Below are 22,333 nucleotides of genomic sequence, written 5' to 3'. Positions count from 1 at the left end.
AGCGAAAAGCTGCGGCTCAGCGCAAGCCCAGAACGTCCTGCATATCGTACAGCCCGGCCTCGCGGCCGCAGAGGAACTTGGCAGCACGCAAGGCGCCCAGTGCGTAAGGCATGCGACTCGAGGCCTTGTGGGTGATCTCGACCCGTTCGCCCAGGCCGGCAAACAGCACCGTGTGATCCCCGACAATATCGCCGCCGCGCACGGTGGCAAAGCCGATCTGCTGCGCCGGGCGCTCACCGGTGACGCCCTCGCGGCCGTAGACCGCGCAGGAGTCCAGATCACGCCCCAGCGCATTGGCAACGACCTCGCCCATCCGCAGGGCGGTACCAGAAGGCGCATCCACCTTGTAGCGGTGATGCGCCTCGATCACCTCAATGTCGTAACCGCTGGCCAGAATGCGCGCCGCCACATCGAGCAGACGGAACACCGCATTGACGCCAACCGCCATGTTCGGCGCAAACACCACCGGGATCGTTTCCGCAGCCCGCGCAATCGCTTCCTTACCCGCCGCATCGAAACCGGTCGTGCCGATAATCATGCCTTTGCCAGCGGCCTTTGCCGCCGCCAAGTGCTTGAGCGTCCCTTCCGGGCGCGTGAAATCGATCATGCAATCGGCAAGGCCGAAGGCCGCCGCCACATCGTCGGAAATCGGCACCGTCGTGGCGTTGCCCAGCATTTCAGCGGCATCGCGCCCGATGAACGGCCCGCCGGGGAGATCGAGCGCGGCAGCCAGCTTGCAGTCCGAGTCCTGCAGCACGGCATCGATCAGCATGCGGCCCATGCGGCCGGAAGCGCCCGCGATTGCGACGTTGACGGTCATGGTGATTCCTTACTGCGTGGCCGGAAGCCGGCCAGATTGATACGGGGCCTACTTGCGCGGCTCGATCTCGATCAAGCGGTTGCGGCCTTCTTCGTTGGGCGGCTCAGGCTGAATGTCACCATCCCAGCGTTCGAGCTTGCCATCCTTGAAGTACACCGAGAAAACCTTGCGTTCGATTTCGCGACCACGGCTAGGGCGGAACTCGTAAGGGTAGTCCCAGCGATTTGCGTGAAACGGATCGCTGAGCAAAGGCGTGCCGAGCACGAACTTCACCTGCTCCGCCGTCATGCCAACCTTGAGGCGCCCGACCATTTCGCCGGTGATGGCCATGCCTTGGTGCATATCGAGGCGATAAGGCCGAAGCCATTCGCAGCCGCTGGCGAACGGGATCAGGCAGAAAAGGCACAACAGCAAAACGGGTCGAAAACTCAGGCGCGGCATGGATTCGGCGGAGCGAGTCGCGTTTTCAAAAAGAAGCCGCAGACTATATCATAAGGGTCTGTTCTGACCCCGGCGCTTGCCCCATGACCAATTCGCAAAACCTCAAGAGCATGGGCCTCAAGGCCACCTTGCCCCGCTTGAAGATTCTTGAGCTCTTCCAGCGGACTGACCAGCGGCACATGACGGCCGAAGACGTCTACCGCATGTTGATGGCCGAGGACATGGACATCGGCCTGGCAACGGTTTATCGCGTGCTGACGCAGTTCGAACAAGCCGGGCTGCTCGAACGCCACCACTTTGAGTCCGCCAAGGCCGTGTTCGAACTCAATCAGGGCCAGCATCACGACCACCTGGTCTGCATGCAGTGCGGTCGCGTTGAGGAGTTCTACGACGCGCAAATCGAAGAGCGGCAAGTTCAGATTGCCCAGGAGCGCGGGTTCAAGGTGCGTGAACATGCCTTGCACCTGTATGTCGACTGCCTCAAGGATCAATGCCCGCACAAGCGAGGCATGCCCGGCGGCACAGCCGGACAAGGCTAAGAAAAACGGCGCCTGGGGCGCCGTTTTCGTTTCCGCGCAAATCAAGGGGCGGCCCGGCTCAGGCAGGCTCAGGCGCCTCGCCCGCCAACATTTCGGCCGCATGGTTGCGCGTGGTGTCGGTAATCCGCTCGCCGCCAAGCATCCGGGCGATCTCCTCCACCCTCGCCTCGGCGTCCAGAACCCGCACCTGCGAATAGCTTGCGCCCTCGCGCACTTCTTTCGAGATCTGCCATTGCCAATCCGCGCGAGCGGCCACCTGCGGCAGGTGTGTCACGCAAAGCACCTGGCAGCGGCGCCCCAGTTCATGCAGCCGACGCCCCACCACCTCGGCCACCCGCCCGCCAATGCCCACATCAACCTCGTCGAAAACCAGCGTCGGCACCGCCTGCGCTTCGCTGGCAATGACCTGGATCGACAGGCCGATCCGCGACAGCTCGCCCCCGGATGCCACCTTGGCCAAGGGGCGCGGCTCCTGGTGAGGGTTGGCGGCAACGAGAAACTCAACCGCTTCAGCGCCATGCACCGAGCCGCCGGGAAGCGGCGTCAGCGCGATCGCGAAGCGCCCACCCGCCATGGCAAGCTCCTGCATCGCCTCGGTCACGCGCAGCCCCAGTTGCTGCGCGCCAAGCCGACGGCGCTCGCTCAAACGCTCGGCGCACTCGCCGTAAGCCTTTGCCCCGGCCGCCTCGGCCGCGGCCAGCGCATCCACATCGGTCGCGCGCTCGATGCGGGCAAGCCGTTCTGACCAGTCCGCCACCAACGCGGGAATTTCGTCGGGACTGACACGGTACTTGCGAGCAAACTGCGTCACAGCGGCAATTCGCCGTTCGCATTCGCCCAAGGCCTCGGGGTCGAGATCGAGTCGATCGCGGTAGCGGCGCAGCGCTACCACCGCTTCACCCAGCTGAATGCCGGCCCCCTCAACCAATTCGGCAATCGACGCCAACTGCGGGTCAATTTTCCCCAGCTCAGCCAAGCGCACCGCAAGTCGCTCGACTTCGGCGGCAATCGCCGGTTCAGCTTCGTCCAGAGCACCCAAGGCTGCACCAGCACCTTCGATCAAGCCAGCGGCGTGCGACAAGCGCTGGTGATCGAGCGTGGTCTGGAGCCAGTGGCCGGGCTCGAAGGCCAGCAGCTTCGCTTCGCCGAGCTGCCATTCAAGCATTTCACGCTCGCGTGCCAGGGCATCGTGCTGCGCTTGCGCTGCTTCAAGCTCGCGCTTGGCTGCCTGCCAGGCACGCCATGCGGCCGCCACCTGGGCCACCAGCGCACCCACGCCCGCATGGGCGTCCAGCAGCTCACGCTGGGCATCATTGCGCAGCAATGCCTGATGCGCATGCTGGCCGTGAATGTCGGCAATGAGTTCGCCCAAGGCTTTGAGCTGCGACGCCGCAACCGGCGTGCCATTGACGAAGCCCCGCGAGCGCCCGCCAGATTCGACGATACGACGCACAAGCAGTTCTTCTTCCGGCTCCAGGCCGTTTTCGGCCAGCCATGAGGCCACCGGCCCCGCCGGCGCAAAGTCAAACGCGCCGGAGATTTCAGCCCGTTCGCAGCCGGCGCGAACCATCGCGCTGTCAGCACGATCCCCCAGCAAGAGCGAGAGCGCATCGAGCAAGATCGACTTGCCTGCCCCGGTTTCGCCGGTGAGCGCACCAAAGCCCGGGCCAAATTCCAGGTCGAGCCGATCGACCAGGACGAAGTCTCGAATCGTCAAGCGACGTAACACGGTGATTCCTTCAGGGCAAACGCGGCGCGGCGCTCCAGTGAAGCTTCTCGCGCAAGATGGAGTAATAGCTGTAGCCGGGCGGATGCAGCAGGGTCACGACATGATCGGCACGCCGCACGCGCAGTCGATCGCCGGCACGGGCATCGAAACGCGACTGGCCGTCGAAGTGGATCCGCGCATCGTGGGGTGCCTGCACCACGATCTCGATCTGGCAGTCGTCGGAAACGGTGATCGGCCGATGCGTCAGCGCATGCGGGCACAGCGGCACCAGCGCAATCCCGGTCACGCCCGGATGCAGGATGGGGCCGTTGGCAGACATGGCGTAAGCGGTCGAGCCAGTCGGGGTGCAAAGGATGATGCCATCCGAGCGCTGGCGGTAGACGAATTCGCCGTCGAGGTGGAGTTCAAACTCCATCAGGCGGCCGATTTCGCCCTTGCTGACCACCGCATCGTTCAGCGCGGTCGTCTGGAATACTCGCTCGCCGGCGCGAATCACCTCGGCGTCGAGCAACATGCGCGTGTCGCGGCGGGCGCGCCCGGCGAGGATTTCGCCAACATGCTCGAACATTTCTTCGCGCGGGATGTCGGTCAGAAAGCCCAGCCGCCCCTGGTTGACCCCCGCCAGCGGCACGCCATGGCTGGCAAGGCGCCGGGCGGCCGTCAGCATCGTACCGTCACCACCGAGCACGATCGCCAGATCGGCGCGCTCACCAATCTGGTCAAACGCGGCAATGCAGAAGCCCGCGCCGACCCCGGTCGCGCTGGCGGTACCCTGCTCGATCAGTACCTCGCAGTCGCGCTCGCGCAAGAACAGCGCCAGCCGGAGCACCGCGTCGGAAACCTCGGGGCTCTGGTACTTGCCAATCAGCGCAACGGTCTTGAAAACGTTCTGCATGGGCCAATTTAACCACAAGGTGCAGACGACGATTCGAGATCACCGCGCCTCACCGACAGGTTTGCGACGATCCCTCTGACACAGAGGCATTCGGAGGAATCGTTGCTGCGTTGCGATCACGCGTTTTTTCCCTAGAATGGCCGACATGGAATCACGCAATGTGAATCAAACGCTCGACCAGCGTGCCCAGATCCTCCTGAAGACGCTTGTCGAACGCTATATCGCCGATGGCCAGCCGGTCGGCTCGCGCGCGCTCTCGAAGTCGTCGGGGCTTGAACTGTCCCCCGCTACGATCCGCAATGTGATGGCCGATCTGGAGGAGTTCGGCCTGGTCGCAAGTCCGCACACCTCGGCCGGGCGGATTCCGACGGCGCGGGGCTACCGCTTGTTTGTTGACAGCCTGCTGACCGTGCAGCCTTTGCAGCAGGCACAGTTGCTGGAGCTGGAAAGCCAGTTGCAGCCAGACCAGCCGCAACGCGTCATCAACGCCGCGTCGCACCTGCTATCGGAGCTGACACGCTTTGCCGGTGTGGTCGTCACCGCGCGGAAAGAAACCGCAAGAATCCGGCAGATCGAGTTCGTCGGGCTGTCTGAACGCCGGGTGCTGCTGATCATCGTGACCCAGAAGGGCGACGTGCAGAACCGGATCCTGCTGACGCAACGCGCCTATACCAACGACGAACTGACGCGCGCAACGAATTTCCTCAACCACAACTTTGCCGGGCTGGATTTTGATGAGATCCGCGAGCGGATCCGCGAAGAACTCGTGCAGCTGCGCGAAGACATGTCGGACCTGATGGCGCAGGCCATCACCGCAGGCAAAGAGGCCATCTCGGAAACCGAGCAATCCTCGTATGTGCTGAGCGGCGAGCGCAACCTGCTTGAGGTTGAGGACCTGTCGTCCAACATGGGGCGCCTGCGCGAGCTTTTCCGCCTGTTCGAACACAAGAGCGGGCTGCTTCAGTTGCTTGAAGTGTCGCGCGATGCGCAGGGCGTCCAGATCTTCATCGGCGGCGAATCGGGCATTGCATCGCTCGACGATTGCGCCGTGGTTACCGCGCCCTACAAGGTCGACGGTCAGGTAGTCGGTTCGCTGGGTGTTATCGGCCCGACCCGCATGGCCTACGAACGCGTGATTCCCATCGTCGACATCACCGCCCGGCTGCTTTCCAGCGCACTTTCACCACCACAAGGCTGATCCCCCGCCCAATGTCTCGATTCCGCAGCGAACCGGCGTACCGGCACGGCACTGCGCCCAGGATTGGCGTGCTCCTCGTCAATCTGGGCACGCCCGATGAACCCACCCCCGGTGCGCTTCGGCGCTACCTGAAGCAGTTTCTATCCGATGACAGGGTCGTCGAGATCCCGCGCCTGGCCTGGTGGCCGATTCTCAACGGCATCATCCTGAACACGCGCCCTAAGAGATCGGCGCACAAGTACGCCAGCGTCTGGACGCCGGAAGGCTCGCCCCTGGCCTTGCACACACAGCGACAGGCAAAGCTGGTGCGTGGCTATCTGGCGCAAGCGGGCCACGGGGATCTGAAGGTGCAGTATGCGATGCGCTACGGCAGCCCTTCGGTGGCCACGCAACTGGATGCGATGAAAGCGGCCGGATGCAACCGCATCCTCGTACTGCCGCTGTATCCGCAGTACGCCAGCAGCACCAGCGGTTCGGTCGCCGACGCGCTGGCCGACTGGATGCGTAGCAGCCGGAACCTGCCCGAGCTGCGCCTTGTCCGCGCCTATGCCGACGACAGCGCCTACATCCACGCACTGGCCACCAGCGTACGTGAGCACTGGCAGCGCAACGGCCCAGCAGAGCGACTGGTGATCAGCTTTCACGGCGTGCCGCGCTTCAGCCTTGACCGAGGCGATCCGTACCACTGTGAATGCCACAAGACTGCGCGCCTGCTGGCGCAGGACCTCAAACTCCGGCCGGAGGACTTCGTCGTCACCTTTCAGTCGCGCTTCGGCCGTGCCGAGTGGCTGCAGCCCTACACCGAGCCTACGCTCGTGGCGCTCGCCAAATCAGGCGTCAAGAAGGTCGATGTCATCTGCCCGGGATTCGTCTCGGACTGCCTTGAGACGCTTGAAGAAATCGCCATGGAATGCAAGCAAGCTTTCATTGCTGCCGGCGGCAAGGACTTTGGCTATATCCCCTGCCTGAACGAGCGGGACGACTGGATCCGCGCGCTCTGCAGCCTGATCCAGCGCCAGACGGGTGACTGGCTTGCCACCCCCGCACCCGACAACACCTCGCTGAGCCTGAGCGCCGAGCGCGCCAGAACAATGGGAGCAAAAAACTGATGCTGAACCGAATTGCGATCTGGGCATTGAACACCGTGGCACTGATGCTCGTGCCAGAAGTGGTCAGCAGCATCACTGTCCAGAGCTGGCAGGCTGCGCTGCTGTTCGCGCTGCTGCTGGGCCTGGTCAACGCTTCGATCAAACCCCTGCTGCTGTTGATCACGCTGCCGATCAGCGTGCTGACGCTGGGCCTGTTTGCACTGGTGATCAACGCGCTCGCGTTCTGGGCCGTATCAGGCCTGATCGGCGGCATCGTGGTGCCGACGTTCTGGTCCGCTTTCTGGGGCGCCCTGCTCTACAGCGTGCTGTGCACACTGGTCAGCATGGCCCTGAGCGACCGCAAATAGCGCAAAGACAAGGGGCGCCTGAATCTTCAGGCGCCCCCGATTTCTTGCTTACGCGCTGCGGCGGGCGCCTTCGGCGCTTGCGGCGCGGCGGCGTGCCGGCTTGCGCCGCACGGCCCCCGGGTCGAACTCGCCTTCCAGCTTCTTGAGCGCGTCTTTGCGCGCCTTCAACGCCATCTTGAATGCACCGTCCTCGCCATACTTCTTGACCGAGAACTTCACACGCTTGCGGCGACCATCCGGCAGTGGCCATGAGGCCACCCAGAACCAACGCTGTTTCTCTTCAGGCATGTCGCGCGTCTCAGAGGCGCAGTAACGACATACTCCGACGACACCAGAGCGATTGTTCTTCTTGACGATGTTCGAGTATTCGCGCATCGAAAACGGCGGGTGCTTGGCGATCACCTCATCGCGATAGGTTTTCGCGGCGTTGAAGGACTTCGTCTTCCCGCCATGTACGCCATCACTGAAGTGCTTGCGATAAATCACACCCCGCCGCTGGATGGTCACCAGCCAGCCATGGGTGCGGCTGACCTCGTTGTCCACCCGGCTAATCCCATAAACGCTGCTTCGGGCCACGACATTCCTCCATTGGGTTGCTTCTACTGCGGCGGCGATGAGAGGGTTTTCGGCCGAACTAAAGAAAACTTTAGGCTTTGATCACGGCCGACCACTCGTCCGCGACAGGCGTCGTCCCCCCATCAGGTCTTCAAGTGACACGGCCTGATCGTCGTAGTTCATCACAGGCGATACAGCCTGGCCGGCCAACCGGACCCGAGCAAAGGAACGACGATGAAAATCAGCACTTCAGACATGGCCTTGGCAGCCAGGCACGAGGCTTGGCAATCGCGCGAGACCGAAACGCGGACGAGCGCCTGGGTCGACCCAAGGCAGGGCCCGGGCGGAACCCGGCCAGGCTTCGCGATTGACATGGTCGAGCGCAGCCGGATCGAAGTTTCCAGCGCCGGGCGCAGCCTGCTGGCACGCAGCCAGAGCTTGGCACCCGAAATGTCGGCGCGGCGAGAACGGCCCGCCGCCGCTGCGGCGGAGCAGACCGCATCGGCCCCTGAAGCGAGCAAACCGATCGCCGAAGATGTGCTGCCGACACAACTGCGCCTGCTCAAGGATCTGGTCGAGGCGATGACCGGACGCACGCTGCAGGTGTTTTCCAGCTCGGCGCTTTCCGGGCAGGCACCTGCCGAAACAACTGCGCCGCCCCCGCCCGGCGACACCGCCGCCCCGGACAACGCACCGGAACAGCGCGTGGGCTGGGGCATCGAGATTGACCACACGGAAATCAACGAGCGCTACGAGCGCAGCGACTTCGCCGCCAGCGGCCGGGTGCGCCTTGAGGACGGGCGCGAACTCAAATTCGATTTCATGCTCTCGATGGAACACTACGAGCGCGAAGAGACCAACATATCGATTAGCGCAGGCGACCCCCGCATGAAAGATCCCTTGATCCTCAATCTCGACAGCGCGACCCCATCGGCTACTGGCGAGACGATCCGTTTCGACCTGATTGAAGGCGGTACCGATGAACGTCTGCCGGTGCTTCGCGGCGCGGCCTATCTGGCGCTTGACGGCGATGGCAACGGTCGCATCGACTCGGGCAAGGAACTCTTCGGCCCCCAGACCGATGATGGCTTCGCTGAGCTTGCAAGCCTGGATCAAGACGGCAATGGCTGGATCGACGAATCCGATGCCGCCTTTTCCCAGCTCCGCCTGTGGCGGCCTGACCCGGGTGGCGTGGGCAGCCTGCAGTCACTGGCCGACGCAGGAGTGGGCGCGCTCTACCTGGGCAAGGTAGACACCCCATTCACGCTCAGAACCAGTGAGGGCAGCGTCGCTGCGGCGGTGCGATCAAGCGGGGTGTTCTTGACGGAAAGCGGCGAGGTCGGCGCTTTGCAGCAAATCGATGTCGCCGTGTAGGGCCTAGCTGACCAGCGACAACTCAAACCCCGCGCCGGCCGAATCGCCGCCGCGGGTTGCCGCTTCGGCGCCCTTGGAGATGGCGCGCAAGGCATCGGCCAGACGGCGCATGGCAACACTCGACAGGCGCTGGCGGAAGTGTTCCAGACACTCTTCCGAAGCCAGCGAAAGCGCTGCAGGGTTGATCTCAAGATAGCTCACCGGCGTGAGCGTCACGATCGTCGCAAACTGCTTGCGATCCTGTTGGTCGAGAAAAGCACTTTCGCCGAACACTTCGCCCGGTCCGTACTCCCCCACCTTGCGCCCCTCGATCGACACCTCGACGCGCCCTTCGACCAGCACGCAGAAACGCGAATCGCTGCTGCCTTCCTTGATCAAGGTGGTCAACTCGCCGCTCTGGCGCCACTTGCCGATGCGGAGGGCCTCCCACACCTCGACATCGTCGAACTCGGTGAAAAACGGCAAACGGCGCAACTGCCCCCAGTGGGAGTTGTCCTCGATGTGCTCGTTCTCGTCATAGAGCTTGTAGCGGACTGCCGAGAGATCCTTGGCGATCTCGGCACCGTTCTTGTAGCGGGAGTAGAGATCCTTCTCCAGCGCCTTGCGAATGATCGGGTCCATGCCTTCCGGCACCGCTGGATTGAGCAACACGGCCGAAGGCGGATCGGCGTTGATGATGCGATACACCAACTGCGCGGGGTTCTTGGCGCGGAACGGCAAACGCCCGGTCAGCAGGTGGAACAGCACGACGCCGAGCGAGTACAGATCGGTCTTCTGGTTCAGCGGGTAGGACTTCACCTGCTCCGGCGACATGTAGGCCGGCGAGCCGACGCCCATGATGAAGGTCGAATCCTCGTCGCTTTGTTTCTTGATGTTCATCGCGAGGCCGAAGTCGGTGATCTTCACGTTGTCCTGATCGTCGACCAGGATGTTCGCCGGTTTGATGTCGCGATGGATGATGCCGTTCTTGTAGGCGTAGTCGAGTGCCATGCAGCACTTGAAGATGATGCTCACCACCCGATTGATCGGAAGCAGGTTGTCGAAGGTGCAGTAACGCTCGAGCGAGTACCCCTCGAAATACTCCATCACCACATAGGCCTGATTGGCCTCGATCACCGTTTCAAAGATCCGGATGATGTTCGGGTGGTTCAAGCGCTTTGAAACCGCCTCTTCGGCGCGCAAGAGCTTGAGCAGGCGCCGGTTCCATTTCGCACGGTCTTTCGATTTGTCATCGAAATTGATGTGCTTGAGCGCGACCGGCTCTGGATAGAACGGATTCTCGGCAAGGTAGACGATCGCGGTCGCGCCTCGTCCGATTTCACGGATGATGCGGTACTTACCGATCTTATCGGGCTGTGCAGCCATGGACCCCCCAGTCAACAGGACGCATGTTAGCGCTCACTCGACCGAGTCACAAACAGGGCTTGAAATTTTGAGAATGCGCCCCAGATGCCCACGAAGTTGCCACCATGGAGTTGAATGTCATGCAGGAAAACCCTTCCAGTCAGCCGCCAGAGGTTGAATTGAGCTCCGCCGCTGAAGCATCGCCCGATGCGGCCAGCGCAGAATCGCCCGAAAACACCGCCATTGACACAATGCCCAGCATTGAGGAGCAATTGCGCCAAGCTGAGCTCAAGGGTGCAGAACACTACGATGCCTGGCTGCGAGCGAAGGCCGAGACCGAAAACATCCGTCGCCGCGCAGCTGAAGACATCCAGAAGGCATCGAAGTTCGCGATCGAGAAGTTTGCAACCGAACTGCTCCCGGTCCGCGACAGCCTCGAACAGACCCTCGCGGTCGAGAACCCGACGCTGGAAGTGATCCGAGAAGGGGTGGAGCTGACGCTGCGCAACCTGGCGCGCGCATTCGAGCGCGGCAACCTGGTCGAGATCGATCCGGCCGGCGCGAAGTTCGATCCGCATCAGCACCAGGCGATGAGCATGGTCGAATCGGATCAGCCGTCCAACACCGTCGTGCAGGTCTTCCAGAAGGGCTACATGATCGACGGGCGAGTGCTGCGTCCCGCGCTGGTCGCGGTATCGAAAGCCAAGGAATGAGATGACCGACCTGCCTTGTCGCGGCGCCGGTTCGAGCGGTCTGCGCGGCAGACCCTTGAAACACCGCGACAAGACCCCACTTCGGTAACAGGTTTGGACACACCACAGAATTCGGAAAGGACAGATTGAACATGGGCAAGATCATCGGTATCGACCTGGGCACCACCAACAGCTGCGTCGCCATCATGGAAGGCGGCGTCCCCAAGGTCATCGAGAACTCGGAAGGCGCGCGCACGACGCCGTCGATCATCGCGTACATGGATGATGGCGAAATCCTCTGCGGCGCGCCGGCCAAGCGCCAGGCTGTCACCAACGCCAAGAACACCCTCTACGCGGTCAAGCGCCTGATCGGCCGCCGCTTTGAGGAAAAGGAAGTGCAGAAGGACATCTCGCTGATGCCCTACGCCATCACCAAGGCCGACAACGGCGACGCCTGGGTGGAAGTGCGTGGCAAGAAGATGGCCCCGCCGCAGATTTCTGCCGAAGTGCTGCGCAAGATGAAGAAGACCGCCGAGGACTACCTTGGCGAAGAAGTGACCGAAGCGGTCATCACCGTGCCGGCCTACTTCAACGACAGCCAGCGCCAGGCCACCAAGGACGCTGGCCGCATCGCGGGCCTTGAAGTCAAGCGCATCATCAACGAGCCCACCGCGGCCGCGCTGGCTTTCGGGATGGACAAAGGCGCCGGCAAGGACAAGAAGATCGCCGTGTATGACCTGGGCGGCGGCACCTTCGACATCTCGGTGATCGAAATCGCCGACGTCGATGGCGACATGCAGTTCGAAGTGCTCGCCACCAACGGCGACACCTTCCTCGGCGGCGAGGACTTCGACCAGCGCGTCATCGACTACATCGTCGAAGAGTTCAAAAAGCAGAACGGCATCGATCTGTCGAAGGACGCAATCGCACTGCAGCGCATCAAGGCTGCCGCCGAGCGCGCCAAGATCGAGCTGTCGTCGAGCCAGCAGACCGAAATCAACGAGCCCTACATCACGATGGCCAACGGCGCGCCGTGCCACCTCGCGATGAAGATTACCCGCGCCAAGTTCGAATCGCTGGTCGAAGAGCTGGTTGAAGCCACCATCGAGCCCTGCCGCAAGGCGCTCAAGGATGCCGGCCTGAAAGTCACCGACATCGACGACGTGATCCTCGTCGGCGGCCAGACCCGCATGCCGAAGGTGCAGGAAAAGGTGCGCGAGTTCTTCGGCAAGGACGCCCGCCGTGACGTGAATCCGGATGAAGCCGTGGCCGTCGGTGCCGCGATCCAGGGTGGCGTGCTGCAAGGCGAAGTCAAGGACGTGCTGCTGCTCGACGTCTGCCCGCTCACGCTGGGTATCGAAACCCTCGGCGGCGTGCTGACCCCGCTGATCAAGCGCAACACCACGATCCCGACCAAGGCGCAGCAAGTGTTCTCGACCGCCGACGACAACCAGACCGCGGTGACGATCCACGTGCTGCAGGGTGAGCGCGAACTCGCCAGCGCCAACAAGAGCCTCGGCCAGTTCAACCTGTCCGACATTCCGCCGGCGCCGCGCGGCATGCCGCAGATTGAAGTGACCTTCGATATCGACGCCAACGGCATCCTGCATGTCTCGGCCAAGGACAAGGCAACGAACAAGGAAGCCAAGATCACCATCAAGGCGAACTCGGGCCTGTCGGATGACGAGATCCAGAAGATGGTGAACGATGCCGAAGCCCACGCTGAAGACGACCGCAAGGCACGTGAGCTGATCGACGCACGCAACCAGTGCGATGCGCTGATCCACACCGCCAAGAAGGCGATCCAGGAGCACGGCGACAAGGTCTCGGCCGACGAAAAGGCCAAGATCGAAACCGCGATCAAGGAAGCCGAAGAAGCGATCAAGGGCACCGACAAGGAAGACATCGAAGCCAAGGCACAGGCGCTTGCACTCGCCAGCCAGACCCTGGGTGAGAAGATGTACTCGCAAACGGCCGAGGGCGAAGCCCCTGGCGCCGGTGCAGGCCCCAGCGCGAAGCCGGCTGACGACAATGTGGTCGACGCCGAGTTCACCGAGGTCAAGGACAAGAAGTAAGCCACACCAACGCAAGGCGGGGAGGCGCAAAGGGTCGCAACGCGCCCTTTGCGCCTTTGCGTTAGAGGATACGAATAGATGGCTAAAAAGGATTACTACGACGTACTGGGGGTCAATCGCGACGCCAGCGACGAGGACATCAAAAAGTCCTACCGCAAGCTTGCGATGAAGTTCCACCCGGACCGTAACCCCGACGACAAGGGTGCGGAAGAGAAATTCAAGGAGGCCAAAGAGGCCTACGAAGTGCTCTCCGACGGCAACAAGCGCGCGGCCTACGACCGGTACGGCCACGCTGGCGTCGATCCGTCGGCCGCCGGAGGCCCGGGCGGCTTTGGCGGCGGCGCAGGGTTTGAAGGCTTCTCGGATGCCTTTGGCGGCATCTTCGATGAGATCTTTGGCGGCGGACGTGGCGGCGGTGGTGGCGGCCGCTCGAACGTCTATCGCGGCGCCGATCTGCGCTACAACCTCGAGATCTCACTCGAGGAAGCCGCACGTGGCGCAGAAAAGACGATCCGCATCCCCTTGATGGAAGAATGCGAAGTCTGCAAGGGCTCGGGCGCGAAACCCGGCACGCAACCCAAGACCTGCCCCACTTGCGGCGGCAACGGGCAAGTGCGGATGCAGCAGGGCTTCTTCTCGATCCAGCAAACCTGCCCCAAGTGCCACGGCTCCGGTCGCATCGTGCCGGACCCCTGCACCAGTTGCCATGGCGCAGGCCGGGTGAAGAAGCAAAAGACGCTGGAAGTGAAGATCCCCGCCGGCATCGACAACGGCATGCGACTGCGCCACGCCGGCTACGGCGAACCGGGCGTCAACGGGGGCCCTCCGGGCGACCTGTACGTCGAGATCCATGTGCGCGAGCACCAGGTCTTCCAGCGCGATCACGACGATCTGCATTGCGAAATGCCGATCGGCTTTGCAACAGCGGCACTGGGTGGCGAAATCGCGATCCCGACGCTCGACGGCGCTGCGAACCTGAAGATCCCGGCGGAAACGCAAAGCGGCAAGGTCTTCCGCCTGCGCGGCAAGGGCATCCGCAATGTGCGCTCGGGCCACCCGGGCGACCTGCTCTGTCATGTGGTCGTGGAAACGCCGGTGAACCTGAACGAACGCCAGCGCGAACTGCTGCGCGAGTTCGAGGAAATCACCCAGCGCGACACCGCCAAACAGACACCGCGCGCCAAGGGCTGGATGGACAAGGTCCGCGAGTTCTTCAGCGACTGATCGCGTCCAGACGCCGCACAGAAAGGGGCTCCTTCGGGAGCCCCTTTTTCGTCAACGCTTGCCTGCGCGCGACCTCTCGGCGGTATTGCCAAGCCTGCGGGGAAGGAATAGGGTTAACCCCGTTCGGGTTATCCCTGACACAACAATACGCACGGCGCGGCCCACAAGCGACCGGCGAAGAGCAACACACACAAAGGAGACCATTATGTCGAGCGCACAACGCACTCACGCGCCTGCCTTACCCGCAGCCCGCCTGCACCCCCGTCACCATCCGCCCGCCCCGGTCCGCGCAACGCCCTAGCGCGAACGGCACCGGCGCGATTCACGCGCCCGTTTTCAGCACCAATCAAAACATTGGCACTCCGCCGCAACAAACAAGCGGCGGGGATGACACTCGTCGTGCGCACCGCTGCGACGAACTGAACGGAAGCAAACAAATGATCAAGAAACTCAAGCAGAGCCTGCTCGCTGCGGCCCTTGCTGCGCTCTGCGGCCACACCCATGCAGCGGATGTCGAAGTGCTGCATTGGTGGACCTCGGGCGGCGAAGCAAAGGCCCTCGCAGAACTGACCAAGAAGCTCGAAGCGAACGGCCATCGCTGGCGCGACTTTTCTGTCACTGGCGGCGGTGGCGACAACGCAATGCTGCTGCTCAAGACCCGCGTCGTGTCTGGCTACCCGCCGATGGCAGCCCAGATCAAAGGCCCGGAGATCCGCGATTGGGCCGAAGACGGCCTGCTCGCCGACATCGGTGACATCGCCAAAGCCGGCAACTGGGATGCAACCCTGCCTACGGTGGTCGCGAACGCGATGAAATACGAGGGGCGCTATGTCGCAGCCCCGGTGAACGTCCATCGGGTGAACTGGATGTGGATCAACCCCGAAGTCCTCAAGAAGGCCGGGGTGGAGCCGCCGGCAAGCTGGGACGCATTGATCGCGTCGGCCGAGAACATCCGCAAGGCCGGCTTCATCCCGATCGCTCATGGCGGCCAGCCTTGGCAGGACTTCACCCTGTTTGAATCGGTGGCCTTGGGCGTTGGTGGCGCCGACTTCTACAGGAAGGCCTTTGTCACCCTTGATCCGGCCACACTACAAAGCGCCACGATGACCAAGGTGCTCGACACCTTCAAGTCACTGCGCAAGCTGATCGACGCCGGCGCCAACAACCGTGAATGGAGCGCGGCGACGGCGCTGGTCATCAACGGCAAGGCCGCGGTGCAGTTCATGGGCGACTGGGCCAAAGGCGAATTTGCACGCGCCGGCAAGCAACCGGGTCGCGACTACCTGTGCCTCGCAGCCCCGGGCTCCGACAAGGCTTACACCTACAACATTGATAGTTTCGCCTTCTTCCGCCAACGGCAAGACGATGCCCGCAAGGCCCAGGCCGATCTGGCCAACGCCCTGATGGGCGCCGAGTTCCAAGAGAACTTCAACCTTGCCAAAGGTTCGATCCCTGCACGCACCAACGCGCGGATGGATCGTTTTGACGACTGCGCAAAGCGCTCGGCCGAAGCCTTCCGCGCCACCGCGCAGAGCGGTGGTCTAGTGCCCTCGATTGCGCACCGCATGGCGGCCCCCGAAGCGGTTCAGTCTGCCATGCAGGCGGTGGTATCAAGCTTTTTCAACGATCCAGCGATGAATTCGCGCGAAGCACAGACGCGCCTTGTCCAAGCGGTCTCCGCCAACGCGCCGCAGCGCTAATCCAGAGCATTCGAGGATCTGAACATGACATCGAAAATTTTTACGCACCCGGTCAAGGCACTCGCTGCGCTGCTCATCAGCTGCACCATGCCATTGGCACAGGCCGACATCACCGTGCTGCAGCTCGCCCCACTCACCGGCCCTTACGGTGGGGTTGGCTGGCACATGCAGGTCGGCGCCAGCGTTGCAGTCGCTGAACTCAATGCCCGCGGGGGCATCAACAGCCAGAAACTTCGCCTGGTCACCGCCGGCCAGGAACCCGGCGACATCGGAAAACAGATGCGGGGCTTGATCGAAAAGCACAGTCCGGTCGCGCTGCTTGGAGTACTCGGCGAAGACAGCGTGCAGCAATTGCTCGACAGCCGCGTGCTTGAAGACACCGGCTTGCCGCTGGTTGGCCCGCGCGTCGGCGCATCGAGCCTTGCCAGTGGGTCAAAACAGCTTTTCCTGACCCGCCCGAGCTTTTCGTTCGAGGTCGCGCGCGTGTTCAAGCATCACGCAACCAGCGGCATACAGAACATTGGTCTGGTGTACGAAGACAATGGCTTCGGGCGCGAGGCATTCACCGCGGCGAGCAGTGAAGCCAAGGGACTGGGCGTGAAGGTCAGCGGCGTCAGCTATCTGGCCGGTTCGGCCATGGTTGACCAAGCAGTCAGCAAGATGATCAGTGCGGCCCCGCAAGCCATCGTGCTCGCGTCGCAGACCGCGGGCGCAGCAGCCTTCATCCAGCGCTACCGCGCACAGGGCGGTACGGCCCAGATCACGACCCTGTCCTACGTTGAAGGCGCGCACCTGGCGCTGATCATCGGGAAAAAGGCCCCCCATGGCGTCGCCGTGATGGAAGCAGCGCCCAACACCACCAATGAATCGGTTCCGCTGGTGCGCGAGTTCCGCTCAGCCTATGCCAAGTTCGGGCAGAACGACGTTACGCCGACCCAGGCCATGATGGAGTCCTACGTTGCGACCCGCTCATTGGTCGAGGGCCTCAAGCGTGCAGGCGGCGCCAAGAACAAGCTACCGGCCGCACTGGCCAGCATGGAACGGTTCGATCTTGGTGGCCTGAACATCAATTTCGGCGGCACACGACGCGGCAGTCTGGAATTTGCCGAAATGGCGGTGATCGACCGCCAAGGCCGCGTCATTCGCTGATCTGATCAGCACTGCGCCCCGCCCAGCGGCGGGGCGCAAGCCTGAACCAGGCCACCGCACGCCGCCTACCGGCAGGCCGCGCCGACACCCGGTCGTCCATACGGCAGCGGATGTGCTACCTTCCCGCAACATTTTGGTAAAGGTAGCTTCATGATCGACGTCGTCATCCGCGCGACAGGGCTGTTCACGCCGTCGCAATCCATCACCAACGAAGAGCTCGTCGCATCCTTCAACGCGTATGTCGCGCGCTACAACGCGGAACACACTGCGCAAATCGCGGCCGGCGAAATCCCCGCGCTGACCGAATCGAGCGCCGAATTCATCGAAAAAGCCTCCGGCATCAAGCAACGCTTCGTGCTCGACAAGGCCGGCGTGCTTGACCCCGCGCGCATGTATCCCCGCTTCACCGCGCGGCCAGACGATGCGCTGTCGATGGAGGCGGAAATCGGCGTCGCCGCCGCACAGGATGCGCTTGCGCGTGCCGGCCGCGATGTCGCGGATATCGACGCGGTGATCTGCGCAGCATCGAACATGCAACGCCCCTACCCTGCGATTGCGGTCGAAATCCAGCATGCGCTGGGCATCCAGGGCTTTGCGTTCGACATGAACGTTGCGTGCTCGTCCGCCACCTTCGGTATCGAACAGGCGGCGAACGCCGTGCGCTCCGGAAGCGCCCGCTCAGTACTGGTCGTGAATCCGGAAATCTGCTCGGCCCATCTGGAGTGGCGCGACCGAGACTGCCACTTCATCTTCGGCGATGTCGCAACGGCGATTCTGGTCGAACGCGCCGACATGGGCGACGGCGGCTGGACGATCCGCGGCACCAAGCTGGCAACCAGTTTCTCGAACAATATCCGCAACAACGCCGGCTTCCTGAACCGCTGCGAAGATACCGACCCGAACGCCCGTGACAAGCTGTTCCGCCAGGAAGGCCGCAAGGTGTTCAAGGAAGTCTGCCCGATGGCGGCCGAGCATATCAGCACCCACCTTGAGGCGCACGGCCACACTCCGCAGGCCGTGCGGCGCTTCTGGCTTCACCAGGCCAATCTCTCGATGAATCAGTTGATCGCGCGGCGCCTACTCGACCGCGACGCGAGCTTCGATGAAGCCCCGGTGGTGCTGGATCAATACGCGAACACCGCATCGGCCGGTTCGATCATCGCGTTTCACTTGCACCAGGACGATCTCGCGCAAGGCGACCTGGGTGTCATCTGCTCGTTTGGCGCGGGCTACTCGATCGGCAGCGTGATCGTTCAACGCCGCTAAATCGCAAGCGAATACGAAAAAGGGCGGCCAAGGCCGCCCCGTTTTTTGTTGAAATGCAGTATTCAAATACGGCGCCAAGTCGTCCCTTGGGGTGAGTCTTCCAGCACGACGCCTGCATCCTTGAGCTGGTCGCGAATTCGGTCAGACTCCGCAAAGTTACGCGCCTTCTTCGCGGCTGCACGATCAACGATCAGCTGCTCGATCGCCTCGGCGCTCAATCCATCCTCAGTCACCGCCGCCTGCAGGAACGCTACCGGATCGCGCTGCAGCAAACCGACCACAGCACCAAGCGCCTTGAGCAGACCAGCAACCTTGCCGTCTCGGCTCCGCTGCGCCTCGCCAGCCAATTCAAACAGCACCGCAACTGCTTCCGAGGTGTTGAAGTCGTCATCCATCGCCGCCTTGAAGCGCGCAGCATGCGGATTCGCCCAGTCAAGCTCGACCGCTTCGGCAGGCACGTCGCGCAAGGCCGTGTAGAGGCGGGTCAGCGCATGTTTGGCGTCCGCCAGCAGATCAGGCGAATAGTTGATCTGGCTGCGATAGTGCGACCGCACGACCAGGAAACGGATCACCTCGCCGTCGTACTGCTTGAGTGCTTCGCGAATCGTGAAGAAGTTGCCCAGGGACTTGGACATCTTTTCGTTATCGACCCGCAAGGCGCCGGCATGCATCCACACATTCGCCAAGGTGCAATTGTGGGCACCTTCGCTTTGCGCGATTTCATTCTCATGGTGCGGAAACGGCAGATCCGGCCCGCCGCCGTGGATGTCCAGCGTTTTGCCAAGAATCGCGCTGCTCATGGCCGAGCACTCAATGTGCCATCCCGGCCGGCCCTTGCCCCAGCGCGACGACCACTTGGTATCGGCCGGCTCGGTTTCCTTCGCGGCCTTCCACAGCACGAAATCGAGCGGATCGCGCTTGGACGAATCCACCGCGACCCGCTCGCCGGCGCGCAAATCGTCCAGCGACTTGCCAGAGAGCTTGCCGTACCCCGGGAACTTGCGCACCGCAAAATTCACATCGCCATCATCCGCCTGGTATGCCAGGCCATTGGATTCAAGGGTTTCAATGATTTCGAGCATCTGCGGCACATAGTCCGTCGCGCGCGGCTCCAGGTCCGGCTGCTCGATCCCGAGTGCCGCAAAATCGGCGTTCATCTCAGCGACCATGCGCTCGGTCAATGCCGCGATGGGTTCGCCGTTCTCCTGCGCACGCCGGATGATCTTGTCGTCGATGTCAGTGATGTTGCGCACATAAGTCAGCGCGTAGCCCGACGCCCGCAACCAGCGCTGCACCACGTCAAAACCCAGAAAACAGCGCGCATGCCCAAGATGGCAAAGGTCGTACACCGTCATGCCGCAAACATACATGCGGACCTTGCCGGGTTCGATCGGGGTGAATGGCTGCTTCTGGCGAGTGAGCGAGTTGTAAATCGTGAGCATCAGTTTGATCCGAGGAGTTGCCGTGACTGGAAACGGCGGCCACTTCCACCCGCGCAAGGGGCCTTGTTGGTAGAATGGCGGGCTAGAACGGGCGCGTCGCGCCTTGCTCGCCGGATGTTAGCACAATGACTTTTCGCCCTTTCCGCCTGTCTCTTAACGCCCTGCTGGCCGCCCTGCTGGTCGCGAGCGCACTGCCTGCAGCCGCCGAGCCCACGCTCGCCGAAGTGCAAGCAAGCATGAAGCAAGGGCAGCTGCCTGCGGCACTGGAAAAAGTCGATCAGATCCTGGCGGTAAAACCGAAAGACGCCCCCGCACGCTTCACGAAGGGAATCATCCTCACCGAGATGAATCGCCAGAACGATGCGATCGCGCTCTACCAGAAACTTTCCGAGGACTACCCCGAACTGCCCGAGCCGTACAACAACCTCGCAGTGATCTACGCATCGCAGCGTCAGTACGAGAAGGCAAAGGCGGCGCTTGAGATGGCCATTCGGACCCATCCGGCTTATGCGACCGCGCACGAGAACCTTGGCGACGTCTACGCAAAACTTGCCAGCCAGGCTTACGACAAGGCGCTACAACTCGATTCAGCGAATACGCAGGCACAAACCAAACTGGCGGTCATCCGTGATCTGATGGGCAGCAACAGCCGCGTGCCGCGCACGGCACCGCCGAGCAAGCCGGTGTTGGTGGCGGCAGCGCCGGCCGCCGCACCGGCTGCGGCCGCCAAAGCACCTGCCAAGACCCCGGAAACACCCGCAGCCGCCAAACCGGCGCCTGCAACGCCCGTCGTCGCCAAGGCCGAGCCAGAAAAACTGCCGGCCAAACCCGCGGCCGAAAAGGCGGCTCCCGTACCCGAAAAGAAAGCGGAACCCAAACCTGACGACAAGGCACAAGCGGAAGCACGCAAGCTTGTCGAAAACTGGGCGGCCGCCTGGTCACGCAAGGACGTAAAGGCCTACCTCAACTACTACGCTCGTGACTTCGAGACTCCGGGCGGCGTGCCACGCAAGACCTGGGAGAGCGACCGCCAGCTGCGCATCGCAAAACCCGGCCCGATCCGCGTCGAGGTTGACGATCTGAACGTGCGGGTGAGCGGCGACGAAGCAAAGGTTCGTTTCCGTCAGTCCTACACCTCGGCCAATCTGAAGTCCGCCACCACCAAGACGCTTGTTCTGGTCAAACGTGACGGTCGTTGGCTGATCCAGCAGGAACGGGTTGGCGGTTGATGAAGCAGTTGTTCCGAATCGGGGCCTGCGCCGCGCTGATTCTTGGTGCAGTGCTTGGCACAAGCGCATCAGCACAGTCACCCAAAGGGCCGATTTCCGATGGCGGCCCCGAAGCTTCTCTATCAAAAGTGTTCAAGGACATCGAGGCAAGGCGGCTGGACAGCGCGCTTGAGCGCGTCGACGCATTGCTGGCGGTGTATCCGAATTTCCGCCTGGCTCATCTGATTCGCGGCGATCTCTTGCTGGCACGCAGCCGGCCGCTCACCGGCTTTGGCAATGCGCCGACCGCGCCGCCGGAGAAGGTGGCCGAGTTGCGCGACGAAGCCATTGCGCGGCTTCAGGCCTATCACGCCCGCCCAACCAAAAATCAGGTGCCACGCTACCTGCTGCAGATGCGGCCGGATCAGAAGTACGCAATCGTCGTCGACACCAAGAAATCGCGGCTCTACCTCTATGCCAATGAACGTGGTCGGCCACGCTTCGTTGCCGATTACTACATCACACATGGCAAGGAAGGCGCCAAGAAATCGCGCGAAGGCGACAAGCGGACGCCGCTTGGGGTGTATCACGTGGTGTCCGAGGTGCCGAAGAAGAAGCTGACCGACTTCTACGGCTCCGGCGCCTTCCCGATCAATTACCCGAACGAATATGACCGCCTGCTCGGCCGTGCCGGCCACGGCATCTGGCTGCATGGCGTGCCGCGTGACACGATGTCACGCCCACCCAAGGCATCCGACGGCTGCGTCGTCCTTGCGAACGCCGATCTACAGGCGCTCGCTTCGCGCCTGCAGCTTGGCCTGACGCCGGTGATCATCAGCGACGAGGTGGAATGGCTGAGCCTCGACGACTGGCAGCAGGAACGCTCTGCGCTGCAAGGCCAGATCGAAGCCTGGCGCCGCGATTGGGAGAGTGGCGACACCGAGCGCTACCTGCAGCACTACGCCGAGAAGTTCACCAGTGACAGCGCAACGCGGACCCAGTGGGGTGCCCGCAAACGCGCGATTGCCAAGGGCAAGACCTGGGTTCAGGTGCGCCTGGACAACATCAGCATGTTCCGCGACCCGGGCCAGGAAGAAATGGTGGTCGTCACCTTCGACCAGGACTACCGCAGCAACAATCTCAAGCAGCGCGACGGCAAGCGGCAGTATTGGATCAAGGAAGGCGGAAAGTGGAAGATTCTCTACGAAGGACAGGCATGACAATGA

Annotated in this window: 20 protein-coding genes; 13 read left to right on the top strand and 7 right to left on the bottom strand. The window is 62.6% G+C overall.

Translation table 11 applies throughout. The features are described from left to right. Window positions 1–16: 16 nt before the first annotated feature. Entirely contained in the window at window positions 17–820 is an 804-nt protein-coding gene (gene dapB, locus OPU71_RS03410) for a 4-hydroxy-tetrahydrodipicolinate reductase (RefSeq protein ID WP_267724960.1), read from the bottom strand. A 48-nt stretch (window positions 821–868) separates the two neighbouring features. Next, window positions 869–1,150 carry an outer membrane protein assembly factor BamE gene (locus OPU71_RS03405; RefSeq protein WP_267724959.1) on the bottom strand — a complete coding sequence of 94 codons (282 nt, stop codon included), beginning with the start codon at window positions 1,148–1,150 and terminating at the stop codon, window positions 869–871. Window positions 1,151–1,344: 194 nt separating this feature from the next. Here OPU71_RS03405 and fur point away from each other — a divergent pair, with 194 nt between their 5' ends. Beyond that, window positions 1,345–1,800, top strand: coding sequence for a ferric iron uptake transcriptional regulator (fur, locus tag OPU71_RS03400; protein ID WP_267724957.1), 456 nt, complete (start codon window positions 1,345–1,347; stop codon window positions 1,798–1,800). Window positions 1,801–1,858: 58 nt separating this feature from the next. On the opposite strand, the gene recN is transcribed toward fur, so the two are convergent. Together recN and OPU71_RS03390 are read right to left on the bottom strand one after the other, a co-directional pair. After that, window positions 1,859–3,529 (bottom strand): DNA repair protein RecN, encoded by a 1,671-nt coding sequence (gene recN / locus OPU71_RS03395; protein ID WP_267724956.1) that lies wholly within the window; start codon window positions 3,527–3,529, stop codon window positions 1,859–1,861. A gap of 10 nt (window positions 3,530–3,539) precedes the next feature. Beyond that, window positions 3,540–4,424 (bottom strand): NAD kinase, encoded by an 885-nt coding sequence (locus OPU71_RS03390; protein ID WP_267724955.1) that lies wholly within the window; start codon window positions 4,422–4,424, stop codon window positions 3,540–3,542. A 145-nt stretch (window positions 4,425–4,569) separates the two neighbouring features. Between OPU71_RS03390 and hrcA the strand changes: the two genes are divergently transcribed. Genes hrcA through OPU71_RS03375 form a run of 3 tightly spaced genes read left to right on the top strand, consistent with a single transcriptional unit; the run spans window position 4,570 to window position 7,078 of the window. Then, entirely contained in the window at window positions 4,570–5,622 is a 1,053-nt protein-coding gene (gene hrcA / locus OPU71_RS03385; RefSeq protein ID WP_267724954.1) for a heat-inducible transcriptional repressor HrcA, read from the top strand. An 11-nt stretch (window positions 5,623–5,633) separates the two neighbouring features. Next, window positions 5,634–6,731 (top strand): ferrochelatase, encoded by a 1,098-nt coding sequence (gene hemH, locus OPU71_RS03380; RefSeq protein WP_267724953.1) that lies wholly within the window; start codon window positions 5,634–5,636, stop codon window positions 6,729–6,731. After that, a complete protein-coding gene (locus OPU71_RS03375) occupies window positions 6,731–7,078 on the top strand; it encodes a phage holin family protein (protein ID WP_267724952.1) in 348 nt (115 codons plus the stop codon). Before hemH ends, OPU71_RS03375 begins: the two co-directional genes overlap by 1 nt. Window positions 7,079–7,126: 48 nt before the next feature. On the opposite strand, the gene OPU71_RS03370 is transcribed toward OPU71_RS03375, so the two are convergent. Beyond that, window positions 7,127–7,654 carry an AP2 domain-containing protein gene (locus OPU71_RS03370; RefSeq protein WP_267724951.1) on the bottom strand — a complete coding sequence of 176 codons (528 nt, stop codon included), beginning with the start codon at window positions 7,652–7,654 and terminating at the stop codon, window positions 7,127–7,129. Between the two features lie 213 nt (window positions 7,655–7,867). Here OPU71_RS03370 and OPU71_RS03365 point away from each other — a divergent pair, with 213 nt between their 5' ends. Beyond that, a complete protein-coding gene (locus OPU71_RS03365; protein WP_267724949.1) occupies window positions 7,868–9,007 on the top strand; it encodes a hypothetical protein in 1,140 nt (379 codons plus the stop codon). Window positions 9,008–9,010: 3 nt separating this feature from the next. On the opposite strand, the gene OPU71_RS03360 is transcribed toward OPU71_RS03365, so the two are convergent. Further along, window positions 9,011–10,372, bottom strand: a complete 1,362-nt coding sequence (locus tag OPU71_RS03360) for a protein kinase domain-containing protein (protein WP_267724948.1) — start codon at window positions 10,370–10,372, stop codon at window positions 9,011–9,013. 119 nt (window positions 10,373–10,491) lie between these two features. Here OPU71_RS03360 and grpE point away from each other — a divergent pair, with 119 nt between their 5' ends. The 6 genes from grpE to OPU71_RS03330 all read left to right on the top strand — a co-directional run bounded on the left by grpE (window position 10,492) and on the right by OPU71_RS03330 (window position 18,457). Next, window positions 10,492–11,064: a nucleotide exchange factor GrpE gene (grpE, locus tag OPU71_RS03355; RefSeq protein ID WP_267725359.1), complete on the top strand. Its 573-nt coding sequence runs from the start codon at window positions 10,492–10,494 to the stop codon at window positions 11,062–11,064. A 131-nt stretch (window positions 11,065–11,195) separates the two neighbouring features. Further along, window positions 11,196–13,118 carry a molecular chaperone DnaK gene (gene dnaK / locus OPU71_RS03350; protein ID WP_267724947.1) on the top strand — a complete coding sequence of 641 codons (1,923 nt, stop codon included), beginning with the start codon at window positions 11,196–11,198 and terminating at the stop codon, window positions 13,116–13,118. 78 nt (window positions 13,119–13,196) lie between these two features. Then, window positions 13,197–14,342, top strand: coding sequence for a molecular chaperone DnaJ (gene dnaJ / locus OPU71_RS03345; protein WP_267724945.1), 1,146 nt, complete (start codon window positions 13,197–13,199; stop codon window positions 14,340–14,342). 437 nt (window positions 14,343–14,779) lie between these two features. Beyond that, a complete protein-coding gene (locus tag OPU71_RS03340) occupies window positions 14,780–16,042 on the top strand; it encodes an ABC transporter substrate-binding protein (RefSeq protein WP_267724944.1) in 1,263 nt (420 codons plus the stop codon). A 24-nt stretch (window positions 16,043–16,066) separates the two neighbouring features. Next, window positions 16,067–17,191 carry an ABC transporter substrate-binding protein gene (locus tag OPU71_RS03335; RefSeq protein WP_267724943.1) on the top strand — a complete coding sequence of 375 codons (1,125 nt, stop codon included), beginning with the start codon at window positions 16,067–16,069 and terminating at the stop codon, window positions 17,189–17,191. 150 nt (window positions 17,192–17,341) lie between these two features. Continuing rightward, entirely contained in the window at window positions 17,342–18,457 is a 1,116-nt protein-coding gene (locus OPU71_RS03330; protein WP_267724942.1) for a beta-ketoacyl-ACP synthase III, read from the top strand. A 62-nt stretch (window positions 18,458–18,519) separates the two neighbouring features. Here OPU71_RS03330 and cysS read toward each other — a convergent pair whose 3' ends face one another. Then, on the bottom strand, window positions 18,520–19,899 hold the full coding sequence (cysS, locus tag OPU71_RS03325; protein ID WP_267724940.1) for a cysteine--tRNA ligase: 1,380 nt from the start codon (window positions 19,897–19,899) through the stop codon (window positions 18,520–18,522). 125 nt (window positions 19,900–20,024) lie between these two features. Here cysS and OPU71_RS03320 point away from each other — a divergent pair, with 125 nt between their 5' ends. Both OPU71_RS03320 and OPU71_RS03315 read left to right on the top strand, forming a co-directional pair. Then, on the top strand, window positions 20,025–21,128 hold the full coding sequence (locus OPU71_RS03320; RefSeq protein ID WP_267724939.1) for a tetratricopeptide repeat protein: 1,104 nt from the start codon (window positions 20,025–20,027) through the stop codon (window positions 21,126–21,128). Beyond that, window positions 21,128–22,327, top strand: coding sequence for a L,D-transpeptidase family protein (locus OPU71_RS03315; protein WP_267724938.1), 1,200 nt, complete (start codon window positions 21,128–21,130; stop codon window positions 22,325–22,327). The genes OPU71_RS03320 and OPU71_RS03315 overlap by 1 nt, the downstream gene beginning before the upstream one ends. Window positions 22,328–22,333 lie beyond the last annotated feature (6 nt).

Source organism: Niveibacterium sp. 24ML (assembly GCF_026586805.1).
GTDB lineage: Bacteria > Pseudomonadota > Gammaproteobacteria > Burkholderiales > Rhodocyclaceae > Niveibacterium.
This window is presented reverse-complemented; position numbering and strand designations above follow the sequence as displayed.

Excerpts from the sequence above, each read along its gene's own strand:
- dapB (WP_267724960.1), bottom strand. The coding sequence starts at position 820 with ATGACCGTCAACGTCGCAATCGCGGGCGCTTCCGGCCGCATGGGCCGC.
- OPU71_RS03405 (WP_267724959.1), bottom strand. The coding sequence starts at position 1,150 with ATGGCCATCACCGGCGAAATGGTCGGGCGCCTCAAGGTTGGCATGACG.
- fur (WP_267724957.1), top strand. The coding sequence starts at position 1,345 with ATGACCAATTCGCAAAACCTCAAGAGCATGGGCCTCAAGGCCACCTTG.
- OPU71_RS03390 (WP_267724955.1), bottom strand. The coding sequence starts at position 4,424 with ATGCAGAACGTTTTCAAGACCGTTGCGCTGATTGGCAAGTACCAGAGC.
- hrcA (WP_267724954.1), top strand. The coding sequence starts at position 4,570 with ATGGAATCACGCAATGTGAATCAAACGCTCGACCAGCGTGCCCAGATC.
- hemH (WP_267724953.1), top strand. The coding sequence starts at position 5,634 with ATGTCTCGATTCCGCAGCGAACCGGCGTACCGGCACGGCACTGCGCCC.
- OPU71_RS03375 (WP_267724952.1), top strand. The coding sequence starts at position 6,731 with ATGCTGAACCGAATTGCGATCTGGGCATTGAACACCGTGGCACTGATG.
- OPU71_RS03365 (WP_267724949.1), top strand. The coding sequence starts at position 7,868 with ATGAAAATCAGCACTTCAGACATGGCCTTGGCAGCCAGGCACGAGGCT.
- OPU71_RS03360 (WP_267724948.1), bottom strand. The coding sequence starts at position 10,372 with ATGGCTGCACAGCCCGATAAGATCGGTAAGTACCGCATCATCCGTGAA.
- grpE (WP_267725359.1), top strand. The coding sequence starts at position 10,492 with ATGCAGGAAAACCCTTCCAGTCAGCCGCCAGAGGTTGAATTGAGCTCC.
- dnaK (WP_267724947.1), top strand. The coding sequence starts at position 11,196 with ATGGGCAAGATCATCGGTATCGACCTGGGCACCACCAACAGCTGCGTC.
- dnaJ (WP_267724945.1), top strand. The coding sequence starts at position 13,197 with ATGGCTAAAAAGGATTACTACGACGTACTGGGGGTCAATCGCGACGCC.
- OPU71_RS03340 (WP_267724944.1), top strand. The coding sequence starts at position 14,780 with ATGATCAAGAAACTCAAGCAGAGCCTGCTCGCTGCGGCCCTTGCTGCG.
- OPU71_RS03335 (WP_267724943.1), top strand. The coding sequence starts at position 16,067 with ATGACATCGAAAATTTTTACGCACCCGGTCAAGGCACTCGCTGCGCTG.
- OPU71_RS03330 (WP_267724942.1), top strand. The coding sequence starts at position 17,342 with ATGATCGACGTCGTCATCCGCGCGACAGGGCTGTTCACGCCGTCGCAA.
- cysS (WP_267724940.1), bottom strand. The coding sequence starts at position 19,899 with ATGCTCACGATTTACAACTCGCTCACTCGCCAGAAGCAGCCATTCACC.
- OPU71_RS03320 (WP_267724939.1), top strand. The coding sequence starts at position 20,025 with ATGACTTTTCGCCCTTTCCGCCTGTCTCTTAACGCCCTGCTGGCCGCC.
- OPU71_RS03315 (WP_267724938.1), top strand. The coding sequence starts at position 21,128 with ATGAAGCAGTTGTTCCGAATCGGGGCCTGCGCCGCGCTGATTCTTGGT.